The organism is Terriglobus tenax, assembly GCF_025685395.1.
Classification (GTDB): domain Bacteria; phylum Acidobacteriota; class Terriglobia; order Terriglobales; family Acidobacteriaceae; genus Terriglobus; species Terriglobus tenax.
In genome coordinates, this window is the sequence record NZ_JAGSYA010000004.1 from 2,099,928 (window position 1) to 2,119,687 (window position 19,760).

The 19,760-nt window shown below is 61.0% G+C and carries 18 protein-coding genes; 11 read left to right on the top strand and 7 right to left on the bottom strand.

Going from position 1 to position 19,760, the window contains the following annotated elements; all coding sequences use genetic code 11:
* Window positions 1–10 precede the first annotated feature (10 nt).
* The 3 genes from OHL13_RS14270 (at window position 11) to OHL13_RS14280 (ending at window position 4,412) form a co-directional block, all read left to right on the top strand.
* Window positions 11–1,219: an efflux RND transporter periplasmic adaptor subunit gene (locus OHL13_RS14270; protein WP_263410797.1), complete on the top strand. Its 1,209-nt coding sequence runs from the start codon at window positions 11–13 to the stop codon at window positions 1,217–1,219.
* On the top strand, window positions 1,216–2,661 hold the full coding sequence (locus tag OHL13_RS14275) for an efflux transporter outer membrane subunit (RefSeq protein ID WP_263410798.1): 1,446 nt from the start codon (window positions 1,216–1,218) through the stop codon (window positions 2,659–2,661). Before OHL13_RS14270 ends, OHL13_RS14275 begins: the two co-directional genes overlap by 4 nt.
* Window positions 2,662–2,765: 104 nt before the next feature.
* Window positions 2,766–4,412 (top strand): trehalase family glycosidase, encoded by a 1,647-nt coding sequence (locus OHL13_RS14280; protein ID WP_263410799.1) that lies wholly within the window; start codon window positions 2,766–2,768, stop codon window positions 4,410–4,412.
* Here OHL13_RS14280 and OHL13_RS14285 read toward each other — a convergent pair.
* The 7 genes from OHL13_RS14285 to OHL13_RS14315 form a co-directional block, all read right to left on the bottom strand.
* Complete coding sequence (locus OHL13_RS14285; protein ID WP_263410800.1) at window positions 4,409–5,197, bottom strand: NIPSNAP family protein; 789 nt, start codon at window positions 5,195–5,197, stop codon at window positions 4,409–4,411. The genes OHL13_RS14280 and OHL13_RS14285 overlap by 4 nt on opposite strands.
* Before the next feature lie 28 nt (window positions 5,198–5,225).
* Window positions 5,226–5,603, bottom strand: coding sequence for a Dabb family protein (locus tag OHL13_RS14290; RefSeq protein ID WP_263410801.1), 378 nt, complete (start codon window positions 5,601–5,603; stop codon window positions 5,226–5,228).
* A 14-nt stretch (window positions 5,604–5,617) separates the two neighbouring features.
* On the bottom strand, window positions 5,618–7,870 hold the full coding sequence (locus OHL13_RS14295) for a xanthine dehydrogenase family protein molybdopterin-binding subunit (protein WP_263410802.1): 2,253 nt from the start codon (window positions 7,868–7,870) through the stop codon (window positions 5,618–5,620).
* Between the two features lie 10 nt (window positions 7,871–7,880).
* Window positions 7,881–8,891 carry an FAD binding domain-containing protein gene (locus OHL13_RS14300; RefSeq protein ID WP_263410803.1) on the bottom strand — a complete coding sequence of 337 codons (1,011 nt, stop codon included), beginning with the start codon at window positions 8,889–8,891 and terminating at the stop codon, window positions 7,881–7,883.
* Window positions 8,888–9,562 (bottom strand): (2Fe-2S)-binding protein, encoded by a 675-nt coding sequence (locus OHL13_RS14305; protein WP_263410804.1) that lies wholly within the window; start codon window positions 9,560–9,562, stop codon window positions 8,888–8,890. Before OHL13_RS14305 ends, OHL13_RS14300 begins: the two co-directional genes overlap by 4 nt.
* 207 nt (window positions 9,563–9,769) lie before the next feature.
* A complete protein-coding gene (locus OHL13_RS14310; protein WP_263410805.1) occupies window positions 9,770–11,287 on the bottom strand; it encodes a PQQ-like beta-propeller repeat protein in 1,518 nt (505 codons plus the stop codon).
* The gene (locus tag OHL13_RS14315) at window positions 11,284–12,882 is read right to left on the bottom strand and encodes an outer membrane protein assembly factor BamB family protein (protein WP_263410806.1); all 1,599 of its coding nucleotides are present in this window, start codon (window positions 12,880–12,882) and stop codon (window positions 11,284–11,286) included. The genes OHL13_RS14310 and OHL13_RS14315 overlap by 4 nt, the downstream gene beginning before the upstream one ends.
* Before the next feature lie 342 nt (window positions 12,883–13,224).
* Here OHL13_RS14315 and OHL13_RS14320 point away from each other — a divergent pair, with 342 nt between their 5' ends.
* The 8 genes from OHL13_RS14320 to OHL13_RS14355 all read left to right on the top strand — a co-directional run bounded on the left by OHL13_RS14320 (window position 13,225) and on the right by OHL13_RS14355 (window position 19,712).
* Entirely contained in the window at window positions 13,225–13,698 is a 474-nt protein-coding gene (locus OHL13_RS14320; protein ID WP_263410807.1) for a helix-hairpin-helix domain-containing protein, read from the top strand.
* A 90-nt stretch (window positions 13,699–13,788) separates the two neighbouring features.
* Entirely contained in the window at window positions 13,789–14,004 is a 216-nt protein-coding gene (iscX, locus tag OHL13_RS14325; protein ID WP_263410808.1) for a Fe-S cluster assembly protein IscX, read from the top strand.
* Window positions 14,005–14,859: a prephenate dehydrogenase gene (locus OHL13_RS14330; protein WP_263410809.1), complete on the top strand. Its 855-nt coding sequence runs from the start codon at window positions 14,005–14,007 to the stop codon at window positions 14,857–14,859.
* 157 nt (window positions 14,860–15,016) lie between these two features.
* Window positions 15,017–16,036: a hypothetical protein gene (locus OHL13_RS14335; protein WP_263410810.1), complete on the top strand. Its 1,020-nt coding sequence runs from the start codon at window positions 15,017–15,019 to the stop codon at window positions 16,034–16,036.
* Window positions 16,037–16,144: 108 nt separating this feature from the next.
* The gene (locus tag OHL13_RS14340; protein WP_263410811.1) at window positions 16,145–16,723 is read left to right on the top strand and encodes an RNA polymerase sigma factor; all 579 of its coding nucleotides are present in this window, start codon (window positions 16,145–16,147) and stop codon (window positions 16,721–16,723) included.
* The gene (locus OHL13_RS14345) at window positions 16,720–17,517 is read left to right on the top strand and encodes an anti-sigma factor (protein ID WP_263410812.1); all 798 of its coding nucleotides are present in this window, start codon (window positions 16,720–16,722) and stop codon (window positions 17,515–17,517) included. The genes OHL13_RS14340 and OHL13_RS14345 overlap by 4 nt, the downstream gene beginning before the upstream one ends.
* 30 nt (window positions 17,518–17,547) lie before the next feature.
* Window positions 17,548–18,558 carry a HEAT repeat domain-containing protein gene (locus OHL13_RS14350; protein ID WP_263410813.1) on the top strand — a complete coding sequence of 337 codons (1,011 nt, stop codon included), beginning with the start codon at window positions 17,548–17,550 and terminating at the stop codon, window positions 18,556–18,558.
* A 149-nt stretch (window positions 18,559–18,707) separates the two neighbouring features.
* On the top strand, window positions 18,708–19,712 hold the full coding sequence (locus tag OHL13_RS14355) for a HEAT repeat domain-containing protein (RefSeq protein ID WP_263410814.1): 1,005 nt from the start codon (window positions 18,708–18,710) through the stop codon (window positions 19,710–19,712).
* The last annotated feature ends 48 nt before the right edge of the window (window positions 19,713–19,760 follow it).

The following is a 19,760-nucleotide window of genomic DNA, read 5'->3' on the forward strand; positions in this document are numbered from 1 at the left end:
AGAGAGAGTTATGAGCGAGACGACACAGCAGACCCAAACCAACGAAACAACGACCAACCGCAAGCCCATGTACGTGGCTGTAGGCGTGGCCGCTGTCGCTCTGGTGGCCGCCGTCGCCTGGGGCATCCATGACCGCGTCCATGCCGAGAGCGAACTAAAGCATGAAACCCTTGCCGCCGCTATCCAGACGGTAAGCGTGGTTCACCCCGGTGGCGCAAGCGCCGGCGGCGCTGCCGGCCAGGAGCTGATCCTGCCCGGCAACGCACAGGCCTACGTCGATACGCCAATCTACGCGCGTACCGGTGGTTATCTGCGCAAGTGGTACGCCAACATTGGCCAGCATGTAAAAGCCGGCCAGTTGCTGGCGACCATTGAAACGCCGGAACTGGACCAGCAGGTTGAGGCCGCACAGGCTGACCTGAAGCAGGCACAGGCCAACCTGGAACTGGCCCGCACCACCAATGAGCGCTGGCAGGCGCTGGTCTCAAAGCGCGCTGTCTCCAAGCAGGAAGCCGACCAGGCAGAAGCTACCCTGCAGGCTCGCCTGTCAGTGGTTGCGGCCGCGGAAGCCAATGTACGCCGTCTGCAGCAGCTGCAGCAGTTTGAACGCGTCACGGCTCCGTTTGATGGAACCATCACCGCCCGTAACACGGATGTGGGCGCTCTGATTACCGCGGCCGGCGGCGGCTCCGGCCAGACAGGCACCGCGCAGGAGCTGTTCCACCTGGCCTCCATGGGCAAGCTGCGTGTCTTCGTGGCCGTGCCGGAAGTCTACTCAACCGAAGTGCAGGACGGCATGAAGGTGACGCTGACGCAGGACGCTACGCCCGATGAAAAGTTCGTCGGCACCATCGTCCGCAACGCCAGCGCCATTGACCAGAGCTCGCGCACCCTAAACGTGGAAGTCGACGTCGACAACCCAAAGGGCACCCTGCTGCCGGGAGCGTATGTCTTCGCGCACTTCAACCTGGCAGGCAAGGCGCACGCGGTCACACTGCCTTCCAATACGCTTCTCTTCCGTTCTGAAGGGCTGAGCGTGGGTGTGGTTCGCGACAACCATGTCCAACTGACGCCGATCAAAATCGGCCGCGACTTCGGATCGTCTGTCGAAGTCGTCAGCGGCCTGAGCGCCCATGACGCCGTCGTCCTTGACCCGTCAGACTCGCTTGAAACCGGTATGGAGGTAAAGATCGCCCAGCCGAAGGGAGAGCAGAAGTGAACCCGAAGAAGCTGCTCGCCCTCGCCGCGATGACCGTCTCGCTTGCCGGTTGCCGTGTAGGACCGAACTACGTAAAGCCCAGCGCTCCCACCGCGCCTGCCTTCAAGGAAGACAGCGAGTGGAAGGCCGCCACGCCAAACGATGCCATGGCGCGCGGCAAGTGGTGGGAAATGTACAACGACCAGCAGCTGAATGCTCTGGAAGAACAGATTGACCCTGCCAACCAGACACTGAAGCAGGCGGAGGCCAACTTCCGCGCCGCCCGTAACGTCATCCGGCAGAACCGTGCTGACCTGGCGCCAACGCTGAGCGTTGACCCGACGCTCGGCGCAACCCGCATCTCCGCAAACCAGCCCTACCGTAACAACCTGCCCACCAGTTCAGGCCAGGGCAACTTTGTTATGCCGCTGGACCTGACCTACGAGATCGATCTGTGGGGACGTGTGCGCCGCGCCATCACCTCCGCGCAGGACACGACACAGGCCTATGTCGCCGACCTGGAGACGGCCCGCCTGAGCCTGCACGCCGAACTGGCGATGAACTACTTCAACCTGCGCAGCGCCGATGCGCAGAAGAAGCTGCTGGATGAGACGGTTGCCGCCTACAAGGACGCTCTTCAGCTGACCACTGACCGCGCCGACGGCGGCGTTGCTCCTGAGTCCGACGTGGCCCAGGCTCGCACGCAGTTGCAGCAGGCCCTGGTGCAATCGACAGAGGTCACCATCGCCCGCGCGCAGTATGAGCACTCCATCGCCGTGCTCATTGGCAAGCCTCCGGCCGATCTCTCCATCCCGGTCAAACCCCTGACGGAGAGCACACCGGGCATTCCGGCCATCCCTGGCGTTCTGCCATCGGAGCTGCTGGAGCGCCGGCCTGACATTGCCGCGCAGGAACGCCGCATGGCCGCTGCCAACGAGCAGATCGGCATTGCCAAGTCCGCCTTCTACCCGCGCCTGAACCTTGCGGCCGACGCCGGATTCACAGGCAACTCCATGCCGACCTGGTTCCTGTGGACCAGCCGCATCTGGGCCGTCAGCCCACAGTTCTCTGAGCAGATCTTCGATGCCGGCCGGCGCCGTGCCCGTACCAATACAGCCGTGGCGCAGTATGACGCCACCGTCGCCAGCTACCGCCAGTCAGCGCTTACCGCCTTCCAGCAGGTGGAAGACAATCTTGTCGCCCTGAAGCAGCTTGAGACCGAAGCGCAGCAGCAGCGCGAAGCCACACAGGCCGCGGAAGAGGCGCTGGGGCTGTTCCGCACACGCTATGAGGGCGGTGTCGACACCTACCTCCAGGTCATCACCTCGCAGACCACAGCCCTGCAGAACCAGCGCAACGAGATCGACATCCTGCGCCGCCGCCTCGATGCCAGCATCCTGCTCATCAAGGCCACCGGCGGAGGCTGGGATACCTCGAAGCTCCCCCAGTTCCCCAAGGGATAAACCATAGCGAACCACCGCTTCCTCAACCCCATCCATCTCCTCGTGGATGGGGTTTTCTCTTGGGCCCGGCAAACACCGCAACCAGAATCGTCATCGAATCTTCCATGCGTTATCTCCCTTTGCTGCTGCTTCTTTGCCTGACTCCCGCAATTGCACAACAGCAGGAGCAGCAACCCCAGGGGCAGGCAGACGTTCCCGTCGAGCAATACATCCGCAAAGGCTGGTCGTCGCTTACGCGCTCCATCACCGACTGCGCCACCGTGCATGACCCCAAGCTCTCCGGCCCATCCGTTGTTTATGTGCCGCATGGATACACCATCCCTGCCTCGCTCGCGGCCCTGCGCACCAAATGCAACGTACGCGTGGAACGGCTGCCGCGCGTCATCGCCAAAGAAGGCGACCTGATGCCGTCGGAACTGAAGTCGCCCGGTCTTCTCTACCTGCCGCATCGCTATGTTGTTCCCGGCGGACGCTTCAACGAGATGTATGGCTGGGACAGCTACTTCATCCTTCTGGGACTTCTGGCGGAAGGCCGCGAACCCCTGGCCCAGGGCATCGTCGAAAACTTCTTCTTCGAGATTGAGAACTACGGCGCCATCCTGAACGCCAACCGCACCTACTACCTCACACGATCGCAGCCGCCGTTCCTCTCACGCATGGTCGATGAGGTCTACAAGTCCATCAACAAGCGCGACCCCGATGCCGCAAAGGCGTGGCTGGACAAGTCCATGCCCTACCTGGAACGTGACCACGCGCTGTGGACCAGCGATGCCCACAAGGCGGGAGATACCGGCCTTGCCCGGTACTTCGATCTTGGCAGCGGCCCCGTGCCGGAGATGGAGGATGACAGCACCTATTACGTCGACGTCATCAAGTGGCTGCTCGCCCATCCCGAAACAAAGACCAGCTACCTGACACAGTCGAAAGAAGGCCAGGCCTGCGCCTCAGGCGCAAGCGCCGTCTGCGCCAATACGGAGTACCAGGGATGGCGGCTTACACCCGCTTTCTATCGCAGCGATCGCGCCATGCGCGAGTCCGGCTTCGATGTCAGCTTTCGCTTCGGACCCTTCAGCGGATCGACCACCGACTATGCACCCGTCTGCCTGAATGCCCTGCTGTACCGCTATGAGGCAGACCTTGCCGGCTTCTACACCCGGCTCGGCGACGACACGAAGGCGAAGCAGTGGACCGATGCGGCCGAAGCCCGCAAGGGCGCCATCAACCGCTACCTGTGGGACGCGCGCACCGGCAACTTCACCGACTATGACTTTGTGCATCACCGCCGCTCCACCTACCTGTACGCCACCGCGGCATATCCGCTGTGGGCGGGCCTTGCGACGCGCGCACAGGCCGCCTCAACCGTGCGACGCCTGCGTGCGCTGGAGCATGAGGGTGGCCTGGCCATGAGCACCACCACCAGCGGCATGCAGTGGGATGCTCCCTTTGGATGGGCGCCCGCAAACTGGATCGCCGTCGACGGCATGAGCTGCTATGGCTATGCCGCCGCGGCATCACGCATCTCGCACGGCTTCATGCACTCCATCCGCGAGAACTACGAGCGCGATGGAACCCTGCGCGAAAAATACAACGTTGCCGATCCACAGAAGGACGTTGAAGTGGCCGCTGGTTACAAGAGCAACGTCATCGGCTTTGGATGGACCAACGCTGCCTACTTAAAGATGAACGGCCTGCTGTTCGCAGGCCGCTCCAGTGATTGCGCCACGACGATTCCCGCCCGCGCCGCGCGCTAAACCTGCGACATGGAAAGCGGGTTCAGCACGATGCTGTCCACGCTCGTCACGGTGGGCTCAAACGCGTAGTACGGATCGGTGGAAAGCTTCTTCCACTCCGGGTGCGCGATGAACTTCGCCCAGCCCGCCTCCAGAGCGGCCATGTCCGGGAAGGTCAGCATGTATGTCAGCGAAGGCATCGGCTGGCCGATGATGCGATCCCCATAGAAGACCTGTCCGCAGCCAGCTTCGTTGAAGATCTTGAACTCGCCATGGTGGAACATCTCCACCTTGCGGACGTGATCGAAGTGCGTGGGGCTGATGTACGTGCGCAGGTGGAAGATGCGCTTCTTCGTCGTGTCCGGAGGAGTGATCTTCGGCCATCCTTCAAACGCCGAGAGCAGCGAATACTCGGATGTGATGAAGTTCGGCTGCCCGGCGGGAGCCTTCCAGTAAGGCTCGGCCAGCTTCACAAACGCCTCGTCCTTCGCCAGTACATTGTCCAGGTTCGCCAGCGTTGTCAGGTCACTGCCGGGAATCACCAGGTAGTAGGTCGGCGTCTCCGGACCGTAGTTCACACTGAAGGCGCCAATGTTCTTCATGCCCATGCGGTTCAGCGTGGGAATCAACGCATCGCGGAAGTAGCCTTCAGTCCGTTGCACGCCAGGCCCGCGAAACAGGTGATACTTGCGGAGCTGGTAGTACTCGCGGCCACCGGCAGCGGGTTGAGCCAACGATGTGCCGGTAGCGGCAACCGTGGCTGCAGAAGCAGTAAGAGCAGACTTCAGAAATTGACGGCGCTGCATGGCTCTGGTCGTTCTCCTTGCGGTTCAGCTAAGCGTGAAAATCAAACTCAATCGGGTCAATCAGCGGCACAAGCCACTTCAGCAGCGCCTGGTGCGCCGGGTGCGTGGGATAGGCCTTGTAAGATGCCTCGTCGGCAAACTGCATCACGCCGGCATAGGTATAGCCCTTGCCTTTGGGCGAGATGTTGTCACCCACATTGACTGCAAGAAGGCCGGGAATCACGCCCTTGAAGGCAAGCGTATCTTTCGCCGCGCGCTGCTTGTCCGCAGCGGTCGCCTGCGGCTTCCACTGGAAGGCAAAAACGTGAAAGAACTTCGCCGTCTCTGCCATCGCTGTTAAAGGCAAAGCCGCAGCCGCGGTAGCAATTCCCGCGTGCTGCAACAGTCTGCGTCGAGATGTCTTCATCGCTTCTCTCTCTTCTAAGCCCTCAACTTCGTTGCGGGCTTCAACAGATCTTCAATCCTTACCGGAAGTTCGCGCACGCGGATGCCCGTTGCGTGATGCACAGCAGCTGTAATGGCAGGAGCTATGCCAGCCAGCCCGATTTCGCCAATGCCTCGCGCTCCAATTTCGCTGATGGCCTTGTCCGGGTAGTCAAGGAAGGTTACATCAATCAATGCAGGACAGTCAGCATGTGTCGCCACCATGTAGTCGGCAAAGTTCGCATTGATGGGGTGCCCATAGCGCTGGTCATACAGCGTCTCCTCCAGAAGCCCCATGCCCACACCCATCACGATGGCGCCTTCCATCTGGTTGGTGGCTGCCTTCATGTTGATAATCTGCCCGCCATCCACGACGGAAACCACGCGCGAGACACGCAGCCGCGCAATGCCGGGATCCCACTCCACCTCAACGAACTGCGCCGCGAAGCTGTGCAGCGACAGCCCCTTCAGCTTAGGATCCTGCTGCGACGCAATCGACGATCCCTCGCCAAGCGCCGACTTCAGATTTGCCGCACGAAGAATTTCCTCGAATCGCACACCGGAAGAAGCGGCTTCCGACCTGCGATGCACCCGGCCTTCGGTCAGCGCAAGCTCGTCTGCTTTGACTCCCTTGAACGACGCTTTCTCGCCGGTCGTGGCAAAGGTCAGCAACTGCTTCGTCGCAGTAGTAATGGCTTCCTGAATCGCCGGATACACCGAACCGGTAACGCGCGATCCACCGGAGATCGGCCCCGGTGGAAGCGAGGTATCGCCGAGCGCCACTTCAATCCTGCCCAGCGGAATCCCCGTGATGTGCTGCACCATCTGCGCGAAGACGGTGTAGGTGCCCGTACCAATATCCTGCGTGGCAGAGCCCACGCGCACCGATCCATCGTCTTTGAATGCGAAGTTTGCCGATGCGGGAAAACGCCCCGCGCTCCACGATGCAGCCGCCACGCCCCAGCCCAGGATGGTGCCGTCCGGCTTCTTCATGGAACCGATCGCGGGATTCCGTTTTGCCCAACCGAACTTCTCCGCACCCAGCGTCAGGCACTCCTTCATGTGGCGCGATGAGAAAGGAAGGTTCTTCTCCTCATCCTTCTCCGGCTCGTTCTTGAGACGAAGCTCCACCGGGTCCATCTTCAGCCTGATGGCCAGCTCATCCATCGCTGACTCCAGGGCATACAGGCCGGGAACCGCACCCGGCCCGCGCATCGCCGTCGGCGTGCCAACATTGCGGCGCGACAAGGCCGACCGCACGCGCAGGTTCGCGGTGCTCCACAGGAACGGCGTCGACTCACCACAGTTCTCCGGCACGTCATCCAGGATGGAGGTCTCCGTGACATAGTCATGCTGAATGCAGGTCAGCTTGCCATCTGCCGTGGCGCCAAGCCGTACACGCTGCTGCGTGCGCGGACGATGACCCACATTCGTAAACTGCGACTGACGATCGGTAACAAACTTGACGGGGAGGTTCAGGTCGCGCGCCGCGGCCGCAGCCAGCAACGAGTGCTGCCACACCCACAGCTTGCCGCCAAAGCCCGAGCCGAGAAAGCGCATGATGATCTGCACATTTTCCTTCGGAACGCCCAGCATCTGCGCCATGGCGCTGCGATGGTTCATCAGCGACTGCGTTGTTTCATACAGCACGAATCTGCCGCCCTCATACGTTGCAACCGAGGCGTGCAGCTCCATGGGATTGTGCGTCTCCACCGGCGTGACATACGTCTCATCCACCTTCACCGCAGCGGAGGCAAACGCTGTGTCCACATCGCCGCGCTTGCTGTCGACCTTCATCTTCGCTTCGTCGAAGCCGTCGGACAGGTCCAGCCGGTTGTCCGGCTTTTCCGCGCTGTACGTCACCTTGACCGCACGCGCGGCAGCCCGTGCCTGCTCCATCGTCTCCGCGACAACAACAGCGACATACTGGCCGGTGTAGTAGATATTTTCATCCTCAAACGCGGGCCGCGCCTCGTCCACATGCGCATCCCCGCGCGGAATGGGGCGATATAGATGCGGCGCGTTGCCATAGTGATAGATCTTCAGCACACCGCGCATCTTCTCCGCTGCACTGGTATCAATGCTGACAATCTTTCCCTTGGCGATTGTGGCTTTCACCGGAATGGCATGCACCAGTCCAGGGAAGTTATAGTCCGAGGAATACTTCGCTGCGCCCGTTGTCTTGTAGGGGCCATCAATGCGCGGCACCGGAGTGCCGACGGTCGTTGTCGCTGCAGTTTCGTTCGCCATCGTGCTCTCCTTATGCGTTGGTTGTCGCCATGGTTAGGGCGCGCACCAGGCAGCGCTTCGCCAGTTCCACCTTGAAGGCATTGTCCGTATGCGGCCTGGCGTTCTTGAGCGCCGCTTCCGCAGCCGCATGAAACACGCTTTCGCCAGGCGCCTTTCCCTCCAGCGCTTTCTCCGCATCCGCCATACGCCACGGCCGCGTTCCTATGCCGCCCATGGCCACGCGCACATGCCGCAGCCTGCCGCCTTCTACCTGCGCCACCACGGCAGCCGAAGTCAGGGCGAACTCATACGAAGCACGGTCACGCAGCTTCAGATACACCTGCTTCGTTTTCCCCGCAGCGGCCGGCACCGTGACATGCGTGATCAGGTCTCCCGGTTCCAGGGCATTCTCGATATGCGGCGTTGTACCCGGCAGCTTGTAGAACTCGCCAATCCCAATCGCGCGTTCCCCTTTGGCTCCCTGTACATGGATCGTGGCCTCCAACGCCATCAGCGCCACGTCCATGTCCGACGGATGCGTCGCAATGCACTGATCGCTCACGCCGAGAATGGCATGGTTGCGATGATGCCCTGCAATCGCCGCGCAGCCCGAACCCGGCGTGCGCTTGTTGCACTCCGCATAGGCCAGGTCACGGAAGTACGGGCAGCGCGTCCGCTGCAACAGGTTGCCGGCAGTCGTCGCCTTGTTGCGAAGCTGCGCGGAGGCTCCCGAAAGAATCGCCTGCGACAGCACCGGGAACATCGACTTCACCTCGGCGTTATACGCAAGGTCAGAGTTGCGCACCAGCGCGCCAATCTTCAGCGAGCCATCGGGTTGCTTCTCCACCTTGGCAAGATCGGGAATGCGGTTGATGTCGACCACATGCTGCGGTGTCTCCACATCCAGCTTCATGAAGTCGATCAGGTTGGTTCCACCGGCAACAAAACGTACGGTTGCTCCCTGCTGCGCCGTCGGCGTTGCAGCGGCAATCCGCACGGCCACATCGGGCGTGCCTGCGCGTGTCAGCTCAAAGTCAATCATGCGTCTACCCTCTGCTGCGCCATGCGTCCGCGCACCATCTGCACAGCCTTCACGATGTTGGGATATGCTCCGCAGCGGCAGATGTTGCCGCTCATCGCCTCGCGCACGTCATGGTCATCCGGCCCGCATGGCTCCTTCAACAGGCCCACGGCAGACATGATCTGGCCGCTGGTGCAGTAGCCGCACTGGTAGCCGTCATGCTCCACGAACGCGGCCTGCATAGCGTGCATCTCATTGGGCGAACCCAGCCCTTCAATGGTGGTGATCTCATCACCTTCATGCATGGCGGCAAAGCTGAGACAGCTATTGATGCGCACACCGTTCACATGCACCGTGCAGGCGCCGCACTGTCCGTGATCGCAGCCCTTCTTCGTCCCGGTAAGCTGCACCACCTCGCGCAGACAGTCCAGCAACGTCACACGCGGCTCAAGCTGCAGCGTGTGCAGCTTGCCGTTGATGCTGAGATGGACTGCGTGTGTTCCTTTGCGGATTGCCGCTACCTGTGGGTCAACAGCCTGCGCCATGGCGGCCGCGGGCGAAGCGACCGCTACGCCTGTAGCGCCCAGCCGCGCCAGGAACGACCGGCGGCTGTAGCTGCCAAAGACTGGCGGCTTGTCCTCGGGTGCCTTCTCGGGATTAACAATTTCGGGTTCGAGCGTTTCCGTGCTCATGCCGGACCTCATTCCTGCTGTGGTTGCCGTGGGGACGATAGCAATCTGTCTGCGTACGAGTACAGATTGGGATGTCGGTCTATCTATGAGACAGACGCTATCCGCAGCCGCTTGGTTTGCTGCGCAAACCTCCATAAACATTGCCTGAATCTCCACAAAAAATGGCCGGCCCTTTGGGCCGGCCGAGGAGTCGAGTTATTTACGGCCTTACTGGCGTTCCTGAGGAAAGCCAAAGGCGTAAATCGTGTTAGCCGAGTCGGCGAGATACAACATCCCGCTGCCCGTCGCAATTCCGCTGGTAGTCACAGCCGCCGCAATTGCCGTGCCGCTGTTCCAGAGCGCTTTGCCGGTCTTGCCGTCATACGCATACAGCACCGCAGGCTTGCCCTTGGCGCGATCTGCAGGGTCAGCACTACCGCGCTGTTCCCCCGTCGCCAGCACAAACACCACGCCATTCAGAACCAAGGGATTCCCTGGAGCCTCCAGCTCCGTCGTCGTCCAAGCCGTCTGCAGCTTGCCGCCGCTAAACGTATAGGCCACCACGGGCGCCTTCTGCTTTGTCTTGTCGGTAACAAGTATGTAGCGCGTACCCGCGGCATCCCACGTGGCCATTGCCGTTGGCATGAACGGGGTCTTCTGCTCTTCTCCGGCCGAGGCGACCACGGCGCCGGTGCCGGCATCCATCACCACCAGCTTGCCGTCCGCCGTCCCCGCCGCAACGTATTCCTTCTTGTCCGCTGTCGTGAAGATCATCGGTGTCGAAGCAAAGCCCTTATTCGACATCACCTTCGCATTCAGAGTCTTCGGATCGAGCGCGGCCATCTGCTTCGTTGTCGTCACATACAGGTTGCCCCCGGTTGAGAACGCAGGTGCTCCCAGGATGTTGCCGCTCTCCGGCTTCCACTGCTTCACTACAGGCTTGGCAGGGTCAGTGCGGTCCATCGCGAACAGAGTGTTGGGACTGGCGCCGCAGCCCTGCAGCGTGGCCACATACACCACCTTGTTCACGGACGAGATATCCGACGCCGCGCTGCCCGCCGGAACAAACGGCGTGGGCTTTTCATACTCATTGCCCGTGCCGTGCGCCATGATGTGCAACGTGCCGTCGGCCGTGACGGTATACATCGGCGTTGCCGCACGTCCACCCTGGTTGAGCCCGGGAGTCGCTTCCGGCTGCGTTGCCCCCGGAGGCCGTCCAAAGCGCTGCGGGTTCATCCCACCCGGCACGCCTTCGTCCGGTTTGCCGATCACGCTGTGATACGGCGAAGCACCGGGCCGTGTCATCGCAGCCGCAGGCTCCAGCAGCGAAGGCCGTCCCGGAGCACCGATTGAGGCGAGCGCGCAGGGTTTTGCCGCGCTGGTGTTGTTGAAGCGCTTGTCAAAGTACGGCACACCCAGGTCACTGTCATACACATACAGATTGCCGGTACCGTCCTGGAAGAGCACAAGATCCTTGAAGCCCTTCCACCCGATGAAGGTGCCCACGATGATGGGCTCGCTCAGGCCAACCTTCACACCGTCAATCTTCTGTTTCCAGATCAGTTCAAATCCCTGCTTCGCCACCGACGCCGAGGTCACATCCTTGTCGGCCTTCATCCAGTGCGAACGCTGCACATCGAAACCAGCGGTGTTCCAGTCCGGGCCATTGCGTTGCGCCATCATTGCGGTGGAGGCAAGCGCCAGGCTGGCCGCGAGAGAGAGTTTCGTCACATGTGCGGTCTTCATTTGGCCACTCCGAAGCAGTACAGCATGCCGTCATAGGTGGGCAGATACACCCGGCCGTTTGCCGCCGTGATGCCGGAAAAGTGGTTCCAGCTCTTGATCTGGTTTCCGCTCTCCCACAGCGTCTTTCCCGTTGCCGCATCCAGCGCCACCAGCACCGCATGGCGCGAATAGGCAATGCGCGTGTTCGACTGCTGCGACCACGGACCACTCGGCAGCTTCTCCGGCGTCTTGTCCCAGTAGTTGTCATCCCACTGCTGCCGCGCGTCCTCGCCCGCGCCGTTGATGAAGATGACACCATTGGCGATCACCGCCTCATCCGGATGATCGATGTCCGCGCTGGTCCACACGGGTGTAAAGCCCAGCTTGCCATTGGTCTCCGTCACCTTCAGCGTCGTTACGCCGCCGCCGCCCATCTTCGGAGCAGGAGCGTAGTGCGTCGCACCGATATACTTCGGGTTCGCCGGCCCGAAGAACGGCACCACCACGTACAGGTCGCCCTTCGCGTCAACGTACGAGCTGATGGCGCCCCACACCCCTTCTTCCGCAAAGTTGGCGTTCACGTTGCACAGCAGCGGAGTCTGCGCCAGCGGCGTGCGGTGGTCATCGCCGCCAAAGTTGTCGCGATCCAGCATCCAGATGCGGCACTCCTTGCTGGTGCCGATCAGCAACTTGTGTCCCTTCCAATCCACGGCCACAGGCGTCACATTCACATCCAGGTCGCGCTTGAACATGTACTCGGCGTTCCTCGGTGCGAAGAAGTCTTCCAGCTGCAGCTCGCCGCTCTTGTCCAGCTTCACGCCGATGATGCCGTTGCCCAGGTGGCCATTCTCCACATCCCACAAGCCATCGCCGGTGCCCATGTAGCTTTCGCCCTCGGGGCTAAGACCAACGCCGCGCCGTCCCCACAGCCCGCCACCCGATGGAATAAATGCGGTCGCAATGCGCGTCTTCGTGTCATACGCATAGGTGGAGTTCGTCAGTCCGCCGCAACCCTGCGCCGTGCTGGTGTAGATCACGCCATTCCGGTAGTTCAGTGCATACGGCTTGCCATTGCCGGGCAGAAACTTTGCCGGAGCCTGCAGGTCCTTGCCGTCCGCCACGTTCATCTTGCGCAGGTAGCCGTCCCAGCCAACGGCCCAGACCACCCACTCCCCAGCCTTCTCTCCCGGCACAATCACCGGCACCGCCGTCTGTCCGCCCGGGCACAGCGTTCCAGCCACGGCCGGCTTCGGGAAGTCGGTCTTGTAGGTCACATGCCAGATCTCTTTGCCGGTCTTCGCGTCCAGGCCATACAGCTCATCCAGCACGCCGGCCACCACGGCAACATCCCGTTTGCCCGCGGCGGTGTCCACGTTCTCCACCAGCAGGGGAGGGAACAGGTTGTGCATCTCGCGCGGCTTGGAATCCAGCTGCACCTTCCACAGCAGCTTCATGCCCTTCACGTTCTGCACCGTGAAGCTCTTATCGCCCTGCACCCAGCCGGTGCGGCCAATATCCACGCCTTCGGTCAGGATGTTGACCGCCCACGCCCCGGCTCCGCCACACAACAGCAGCGTCGGCAACAGCAGTTTTTTCCAGCAAAAAGTACGCATCATGACCTGGCCTCAAAAGACGCTGAAATGTGGGAAGAGGGACAAATTCTGATGAGACGTTTCATTTCAGGCACACAAAATACCCCGAACAAAGCCCCTGCTTACGGAATGCCTATGACCCCAACCCAATTTCGCGGGCAAGAGTACCCGCAGCAAATAACCCTCGTCAACCGGGAATTTAAAGCCCTTTTCCCGGGCTTCGCCTCCGGGAGCTTTCCTCCCGGAAAGACATGCTCTTTCCGGCAACAACCGGTTCTCAGGACCTCTTCCGCATGGGAAATAAAGAATGAGACGTTTCAGAAAATCCTTGAGTCTGGAGCCTCGCCTCTGCTAGCGTGGTCGATCATGCGTCGCTCCTGCCTTGCTGTCGCCGTTGCCGCCCTCGCCCTGCTCTCCCAGGTCCGTGGACTCCACGCACAGCAATTGCCCGAAGGCCCGACACGCGATCTGGTGACCAACACCTGCTCGCGCTGTCACGAGTTCGAACGTGTGCTTTCGCAGCACCAGGACAAGGACGGCTGGACCGCAGTCGTCAACAAAATGGTGAGCCTTGGTCTGCAGACCAGCGACGATGACCTGAAAAAGATCGTCGACTATCTGGCCACCAACCTGCCGGCGGAAACCATACAAAAGCTGAACATCAACAAGATGACCGCCGTGCAGTTTGAAACTACCCTTGCCATTCCTCGCCCCCTCTCCCGGGCCATCATCGAATACCGCGACAAGAACGGCGACTTCAAAACCCTGGACGACCTGAAGAAGGTCCCCGGACTGGATCCCGCCAAAGTCGACGCCAAGAAAGACCGCCTCACTCCCTAGCTCCATCCCGCCCGGATGCCCCACCTCGCAACCCGAGGCGGGTTCGGCGGCGAGGCTTCCTCCAGATAAACTGTCCACTGGAGACCAAACATGCCTCGCGAAATCGAATGGACCGACTCCGAAGAGATCGGCATCCAGCTGCAGGAAAAGTTCCCCGACCTGGATCCCCTCACCATCCGCTTCACGGACCTGCACAAGTACGTTACTGAGCTGCCAGGCTTCATCGGCGACCCCGCCAAGTCCAACGAAGGCATCCTCGAAGCCATCCAGATGGCCTGGTACGAAGAGTTCAAGGACGCCCAGTAGGTGAACCATCTCCTCATCGTCGGCACCGGCCTCATCGGCGCGTCCACCGGACTCGCGCTGAAGGCCGCAGGCTTTACCGGCACCGTGACCGGCTTTGACGCCAGCGGACACGAGCTGGAAGTCGCACTGGAACGCGGAGCCATTGATATCGCCGTGCGCTCGCGCGATGCCGCCCTTGATGCAGCCCGCGATGCCGACGTTATCCTGCTTGCCGTCCCTGTGCTCGCCATTCTCGACTGGATCAACTTGCTGGGACCTATCCTGAAGCCCGGCCAACTGGTCACCGACACCGGCAGCACCAAGGCCCAGATCGCCGAGGCGGCGGCGAAGCTCTTCACCACGCCGGAAGGCCCGCACTTTCTACCCGGCCACCCCATGGCGGGCAAAGAGTCCGGCGGAGCAGCCATCGCCGAAGCCACACTCTTCCAGAACGCGGTGTGGATCTTCACTCCCACGGCAACCACGCTGACCGCCGAAGAGAGGGAATGGCGCAGCTGGATGACAAAGATCGGCGCCAAGGTACTGGACCTTGACCCGTCGCGGCATGACGATCTGCTGGCCTGGGTCAGCCACCTTCCGCAGATGGTCTCAACGGCTCTTTCGGCCCTTCTGGAAGACACCTTCGGCGACGATGAGGACCTGCGCGCTATCGGTGGCCGCGCCCTGCGCGAGATGACCCGCCTGGGCTCAAGTCCTTACAGCATGTGGCGCGATGTGGCGATGACGAACACCAAGCCGCTGGCGGATTCGCTGCTGGCGCTGGAACAACGCCTGCAGCATCTGAGGGAAAACCTCCGCACCCCTGAGCTGCGCGAAGAGTTCAAAAAAGCCAACAAGTTCCGCGAACCCCGCTAGGGCTGCGAGTAAGGCGAATCGCGCTCCCCAGTTTCATCCTGAGCGCAGCGAAGGACCTGCTTTTCTTCTTGTTTGTCATTCCGCAGCGTAGCGGAGGAATCTGCTTTTGTTTTTTGTCATCACCTGACGCGAAGAAGTTGTCCTATACTGCGCCCACATGGGCTTTGTGATTGATCTGCGCACGCGTCTGCTAGCTGTAATAGTGCTTTTCCTGATGGCTGCCAGCTTGTTCGCTCAGGATTCTATCGATGAATGCTCTCCGTATGAGAAGGTCGCTCTGCCAGCCGAAGCCACAAGCTCGCAGAAGGATGGAGCCGTATGCGATTCCTACGATCTTTATCGCGGCTTGGGGCAGGCGGTGAATTACCGAAGAGCCGGTGCTTGCGCGTGGAAGCAGCGGCAACAACGCCTCTCTGATCCTGATCACATTGACGGATATGTCGTTGCGGGAGGATCACTCACCCTGGCGGATCTTTATGCCAATGGCCTCGGCGTAGAGAAAAATCTGCCACTGGCCAAACGCTTCGTCTGCGAAGTGGAAGGCGTGGTGCGTGCCGAAGCCATCGAGGCGATCGACAAGCCTAAACCGGACAAGCGGCGTTTCGAACTTTGCGACTACGCGGTAACCACCATTGCCATAAATGAGTGCTTCTCTCTGAAGCAGAAGATCGAAGATCAACGCCAGTGGCGTTTCTTTCAAAGCTTGAAGACTGAAATGACTCCACCACAACAGGCAGCGTTTGACCATTTGCTGGCAGCAGAAAAGAACTTTATCGATCTTCACCGGCTTGAGGTTTATCAGGGCGGCACCATCCGCGGCGTACGCACCATGGGTTCCCAGGCCATTCTGAAAGACCTTTTTCGCGTCGAGGTTATCAGGTTTCTCCGTAACCAGTGGCCAGCTACGAAAGTATCTGCCGAACGGGCTGAGTCGCAGATGAGCGCCGAGTACCACCGCCAGATCACCGCACCTGGAAAGCAGACGAATCAGGAGATGTTCGAAGGAGAAAATGTCTCCGCCGGGAATCTCGCCAAGGTTCAGAAGAGCTGGCAGGCATACCGAGACGCCTGGGTGGCATTTGCCCAAACCTGCGATCCAGGCAAAGCCGCTGCCGTCCAGGCTGAAGTCACCCTTGACCGTTACCGATATTTGAAGACGATCACTGCTACCGACTGAACTGAGAGTTCCTGATAACTGGAATCGGAAACTGGCAACTTCCTGCCTGTAAAAAATCTCCGCCAATCGACCTAACCGCACCCCCATCCCCCTGTCTAAGGAGGCGAAATGGAGAAGTCAGAGAAAGAGGCGATCCGGCTGGTCCTTGCCGGCGACAGAGACGCGTACCGCGTCCTGATGGACCGTCACTACCCTGCCGTCTTCCGGATCGCCTTCCGCATTACCGGCAATGAAGCCGACGCGGAAGAAGCTGCGCAGGAAAGCTTTCTGCGTGCCTATAACAAGCTTCCCGAGTTCCGGCAGGACTCTGCCTTTGGAACCTGGGTTACGAGGATTGCCATGAACACGGCCATGAACCTGATCGAGCGCAGAAACCGCGACCTGTCGCACTACGCCCCCCGCATCGGGGACGAGGTCGCCGAGGGCGAAGTGCAGGTGGCCAGCCACCGCGCCGGGCCCGAGCGTGTCCTGCTCGACATGGAGACCGCGACCCTGCGCAACGCCGCCATGTCCGCGCTTACCCCCATGGAGCGCACCGCTTTCACCCTGCGCCACATGGAAGAGGTCGGCATGGCAGAAATTGCCGATGCCCTGGGAGTTCCGGTCAATTCCGCCAAGCAGGCTGTTTTTCGCGCCGTCGGCAAGCTGCGCCGCGCGCTGGAACCTGTCGCAGGAGGTACGCGATGAAGCACTACACCGAAGAAGATCTCATCGCCTATCAAATGGGCGATGCCTCCGAAGCCCACGCCATCCGCGCGCATCTGGAAGACTGCGCCGCATGCGCCACCCTGGCCGAATCCATCGCGGAAACACTCCGTGTCTTCTCCGCCGAGCCCGTCCCCATGCGCTCCACGGCGCAGATGGACGCAAGCTGGCAGCGGCTGCGCGGCAACCTCGCAGTCCTGGAAGTTCCGCAAAAGAAGCGCTGGTTCGCCGTATGGATGTGGCCCGCCGCCGGAGTATGCACCGCCGCCCTGGTCGTTATGGTGGTGCTCGGCCTGCACATCCGCAAGACCGACATTCCCGCCAGCGGCGAGCCAGGACCGCAGCAAAAGGCCTCCATCAGCGACACGCTGAAGAGTCTCGTCGGACGCCACAACCAGGCGCATCCCATCAACGGCCACGGTCCGCTGACGGATATACCGAACGACAATCCTCAGATCACCGCGCACCTTGATTCCGCCGAGCGTCTGCTGACCGCTGTCAGCCATGAAGACGGGCCTCTGGACGAAACCACCCGTTCGCAGGCGCACGATCTACTGCTGAAGAACGCCGTCTACACGCAGACCGCGCGCGAACGCGGTGACCTGTCAGAGGCCGCGGTGCTCGATAACCTTGGCCGCGTTCTCATCGGCCTGGACCACGCTCCGGAGACGCCGAGGAGCACCTGGCAACTGCGCCTGGAGATGAACACCGACGGCCTGTTGCTGGATCTTCGCGTATTGCGCCAGAACGACGAGCACAGCCGTACCCGGCAGTAAGACAAGTTTTGCACCAAAGGAGAAGCACCCATGAAGCACTGGATCTTGTTTGCAGGTCTGGCCCTCGGCAGCGGCGCACACGCCGCGCTGGCAACCGAGGTCTTGCAACCCGCCATCCTCACCACCGACCCCGGCGCGGCAGCCGCCGCGGAAGACAGCTACGCCGCCGGCACCCGCGCCATGAACGAGCAGCGCTGGCAGGACGCCATCACCGTCTTTGACAAGATCATCGACGCCAAGGGCGCGAAGGCCGATGCCTCTCTCTACTGGAAGGCCTATGCCCTCAACAAGCTCAGCCGCCGTGAAGAGTCAGCCGCAACCTGCGGCCAGTTACGCGGTGAGTTCCCAAAGTCCACCTGGATCAAAGACTGCGCCGCGCTCGGCATTGGGAACCGCACCGTGCACGTGGTCGTACGCTCCCAGGACGGAAGAACCAGCACCTCCACTTCCAGTTCCAGCAGCAGCGATGACGACACCTTCATGATCGGACCCATGCCGCCGACTCCTCCCACCCCGCCCACGCCGCTGAGCTGGAACACCGGCTACAGGTCAGGCCGCGGAGACTCCGGTGATCCGAACTCTGATCTGAAGATTCTCGCCCTGAACTCGCTGATGAACCAGGACGCCACCCGCGCCGTGCCTGTGATCCGCGAGCTACTCAACGGCAACCAGTCCGACGCCGTGAAGAAACAGGCGCTCTTCGTCCTGGGCCAGAACAAGACTCCGGAGTGCCAGGCCCTGCTGCGTGAGATTGCTCTCGGCAAGCAGAATCCCGCTCTGCAGCGTCAGGCCATGCAGATGCTGGCGATCACGCAGGGCAAAAAGGCCAACGACACTCTGGCAGAGATTTACCGCCAGTCCACCGACGTGAAGATCAAAAAGTCGGCCATCTCTTCGATGTTCATCTCCGGTGATGCGCAGAAGCTGGTCGAACTTGCCCGCGGCGAGAAAGACCTGGAGATGAAGCGCCAGATCGTCTCCCAGCTTGCCCTGATGAACGACAAGGTCGCACAGGACTACATGCTGGAGCTCTTGAAGTAACAGGCATTGGGCGCCGCGAAAGCATCGCGGCGCCCAATGAAACCACACCGGGTCTTCCCCTTCGTCCAGAAGCATGGATGAAGACTCCAATAATCCCTCCGCACGTCAAGAACTTTTCCCACACTTCACTCGTATCAGGAGATAAGGCCATGAGAATTGCCTTTCGCACCCTCGTGTTTTCTTTTACCCTCGCCGCTCCGCTCGCGGCGCAGCAGCCGCTGGTTGCTGGAACGCAGATGGAAACACATACTGTCCACAATTTGCATGCAGATCTCGCCTCCGCGGGCACAGCCTGGGTAGGCTATTCCATCCCGGTGCTGGGTCACTTTACTGAGAGTGACAACCAGACCATCTACCTCGAAGGCTCCCGGGATGGCGACTACCGCTCCCAGGAAGACCGGCAGGAATTTGACCACGCCAACCTCCTTCTCCGCATGGAGAAGGGCGAGGTTTCCAAAGTGCGCATCGTGACGCCCAACCGCAAGCTCGATACCGGCGGAGTAAAGTTCGTGTGGCTTGAGGGAGTCTCCCAGGAAGAGAGCCTGCGTGAGTTCAGTGCCCTGGCCTCGAATACCGCGCAGGAGCGCAAGGTACGCGACGCCGCCGTCATGATCGTCGCACAGCACCAGTCACCGGTCGCCACCAGCACACTGGCCGGCATGGCAAAGTCCGGCGACTCCTTCCTGAGAGAGAAGGCAGCCTTCTGGCTCGCGGCGCATCGCGGACAGGACGGCACAAAGGCCATTCTCGCACTCACCCGCACGGAGCAGGACGAACACCTGCGCGGCAAGCTTGCCTTTGACCTCACCCTGGCTAAAGACAATCCTGCCGCTGTCGATGAACTCATCTGGATGGCAAAGAATGACGCTGCACCGCACGTCCGCAAGGAAGCCCAGTTCTGGATGGCCCAGAAAGCGGGGAAACGTGCAGCAGGTGAGCTTCGTCAAATCGTACAGAACGACCCCGACCGCGGAATCCGCCGCTCGGCCGTCTTCGCCATCTCGCGTCTGCCGCAGGATGAAGCAGCCGCGCAACTGATCCAGGTAGCAGAGACCAACAAGGATCCTGAAGTCCGCAAGCAGGCCATCTTCTGGCTCGGACAATCCAAGGACCCCAAAGCGTTGGACTACCTGACCAAGATCCTCAGGGAATAACTGAGGACCCTCGAAACACTTAAAAGCCCGCAACGGTTTCGCATCCCG

Bases quoted from the DNA above. Each gene is read 5' to 3' on its own strand.
- OHL13_RS14345 (WP_263410812.1), top strand. From the start codon at position 16,720: ATGAAGCACTACACCGAAGAAGATCTCATCGCCTATCAAATGGGCGAT.
- OHL13_RS14355 (WP_263410814.1), top strand. From the start codon at position 18,708: ATGAGAATTGCCTTTCGCACCCTCGTGTTTTCTTTTACCCTCGCCGCT.
- OHL13_RS14290 (WP_263410801.1), bottom strand. From the start codon at position 5,603: ATGAAGACATCTCGACGCAGACTGTTGCAGCACGCGGGAATTGCTACC.
- OHL13_RS14310 (WP_263410805.1), bottom strand. From the start codon at position 11,287: ATGAAGACCGCACATGTGACGAAACTCTCTCTCGCGGCCAGCCTGGCG.
- OHL13_RS14315 (WP_263410806.1), bottom strand. From the start codon at position 12,882: ATGATGCGTACTTTTTGCTGGAAAAAACTGCTGTTGCCGACGCTGCTG.
- OHL13_RS14285 (WP_263410800.1), bottom strand. From the start codon at position 5,197: ATGCAGCGCCGTCAATTTCTGAAGTCTGCTCTTACTGCTTCTGCAGCC.
- OHL13_RS14280 (WP_263410799.1), top strand. From the start codon at position 2,766: ATGCGTTATCTCCCTTTGCTGCTGCTTCTTTGCCTGACTCCCGCAATT.
- OHL13_RS14300 (WP_263410803.1), bottom strand. From the start codon at position 8,891: ATGATTGACTTTGAGCTGACACGCGCAGGCACGCCCGATGTGGCCGTG.
- OHL13_RS14335 (WP_263410810.1), top strand. From the start codon at position 15,017: ATGGGCTTTGTGATTGATCTGCGCACGCGTCTGCTAGCTGTAATAGTG.
- OHL13_RS14305 (WP_263410804.1), bottom strand. From the start codon at position 9,562: ATGAGCACGGAAACGCTCGAACCCGAAATTGTTAATCCCGAGAAGGCA.
- OHL13_RS14320 (WP_263410807.1), top strand. From the start codon at position 13,225: ATGCGTCGCTCCTGCCTTGCTGTCGCCGTTGCCGCCCTCGCCCTGCTC.
- OHL13_RS14340 (WP_263410811.1), top strand. From the start codon at position 16,145: ATGGAGAAGTCAGAGAAAGAGGCGATCCGGCTGGTCCTTGCCGGCGAC.
- OHL13_RS14350 (WP_263410813.1), top strand. From the start codon at position 17,548: ATGAAGCACTGGATCTTGTTTGCAGGTCTGGCCCTCGGCAGCGGCGCA.
- OHL13_RS14270 (WP_263410797.1), top strand. From the start codon at position 11: ATGAGCGAGACGACACAGCAGACCCAAACCAACGAAACAACGACCAAC.
- iscX (WP_263410808.1), top strand. From the start codon at position 13,789: ATGCCTCGCGAAATCGAATGGACCGACTCCGAAGAGATCGGCATCCAG.
- OHL13_RS14295 (WP_263410802.1), bottom strand. From the start codon at position 7,870: ATGGCGAACGAAACTGCAGCGACAACGACCGTCGGCACTCCGGTGCCG.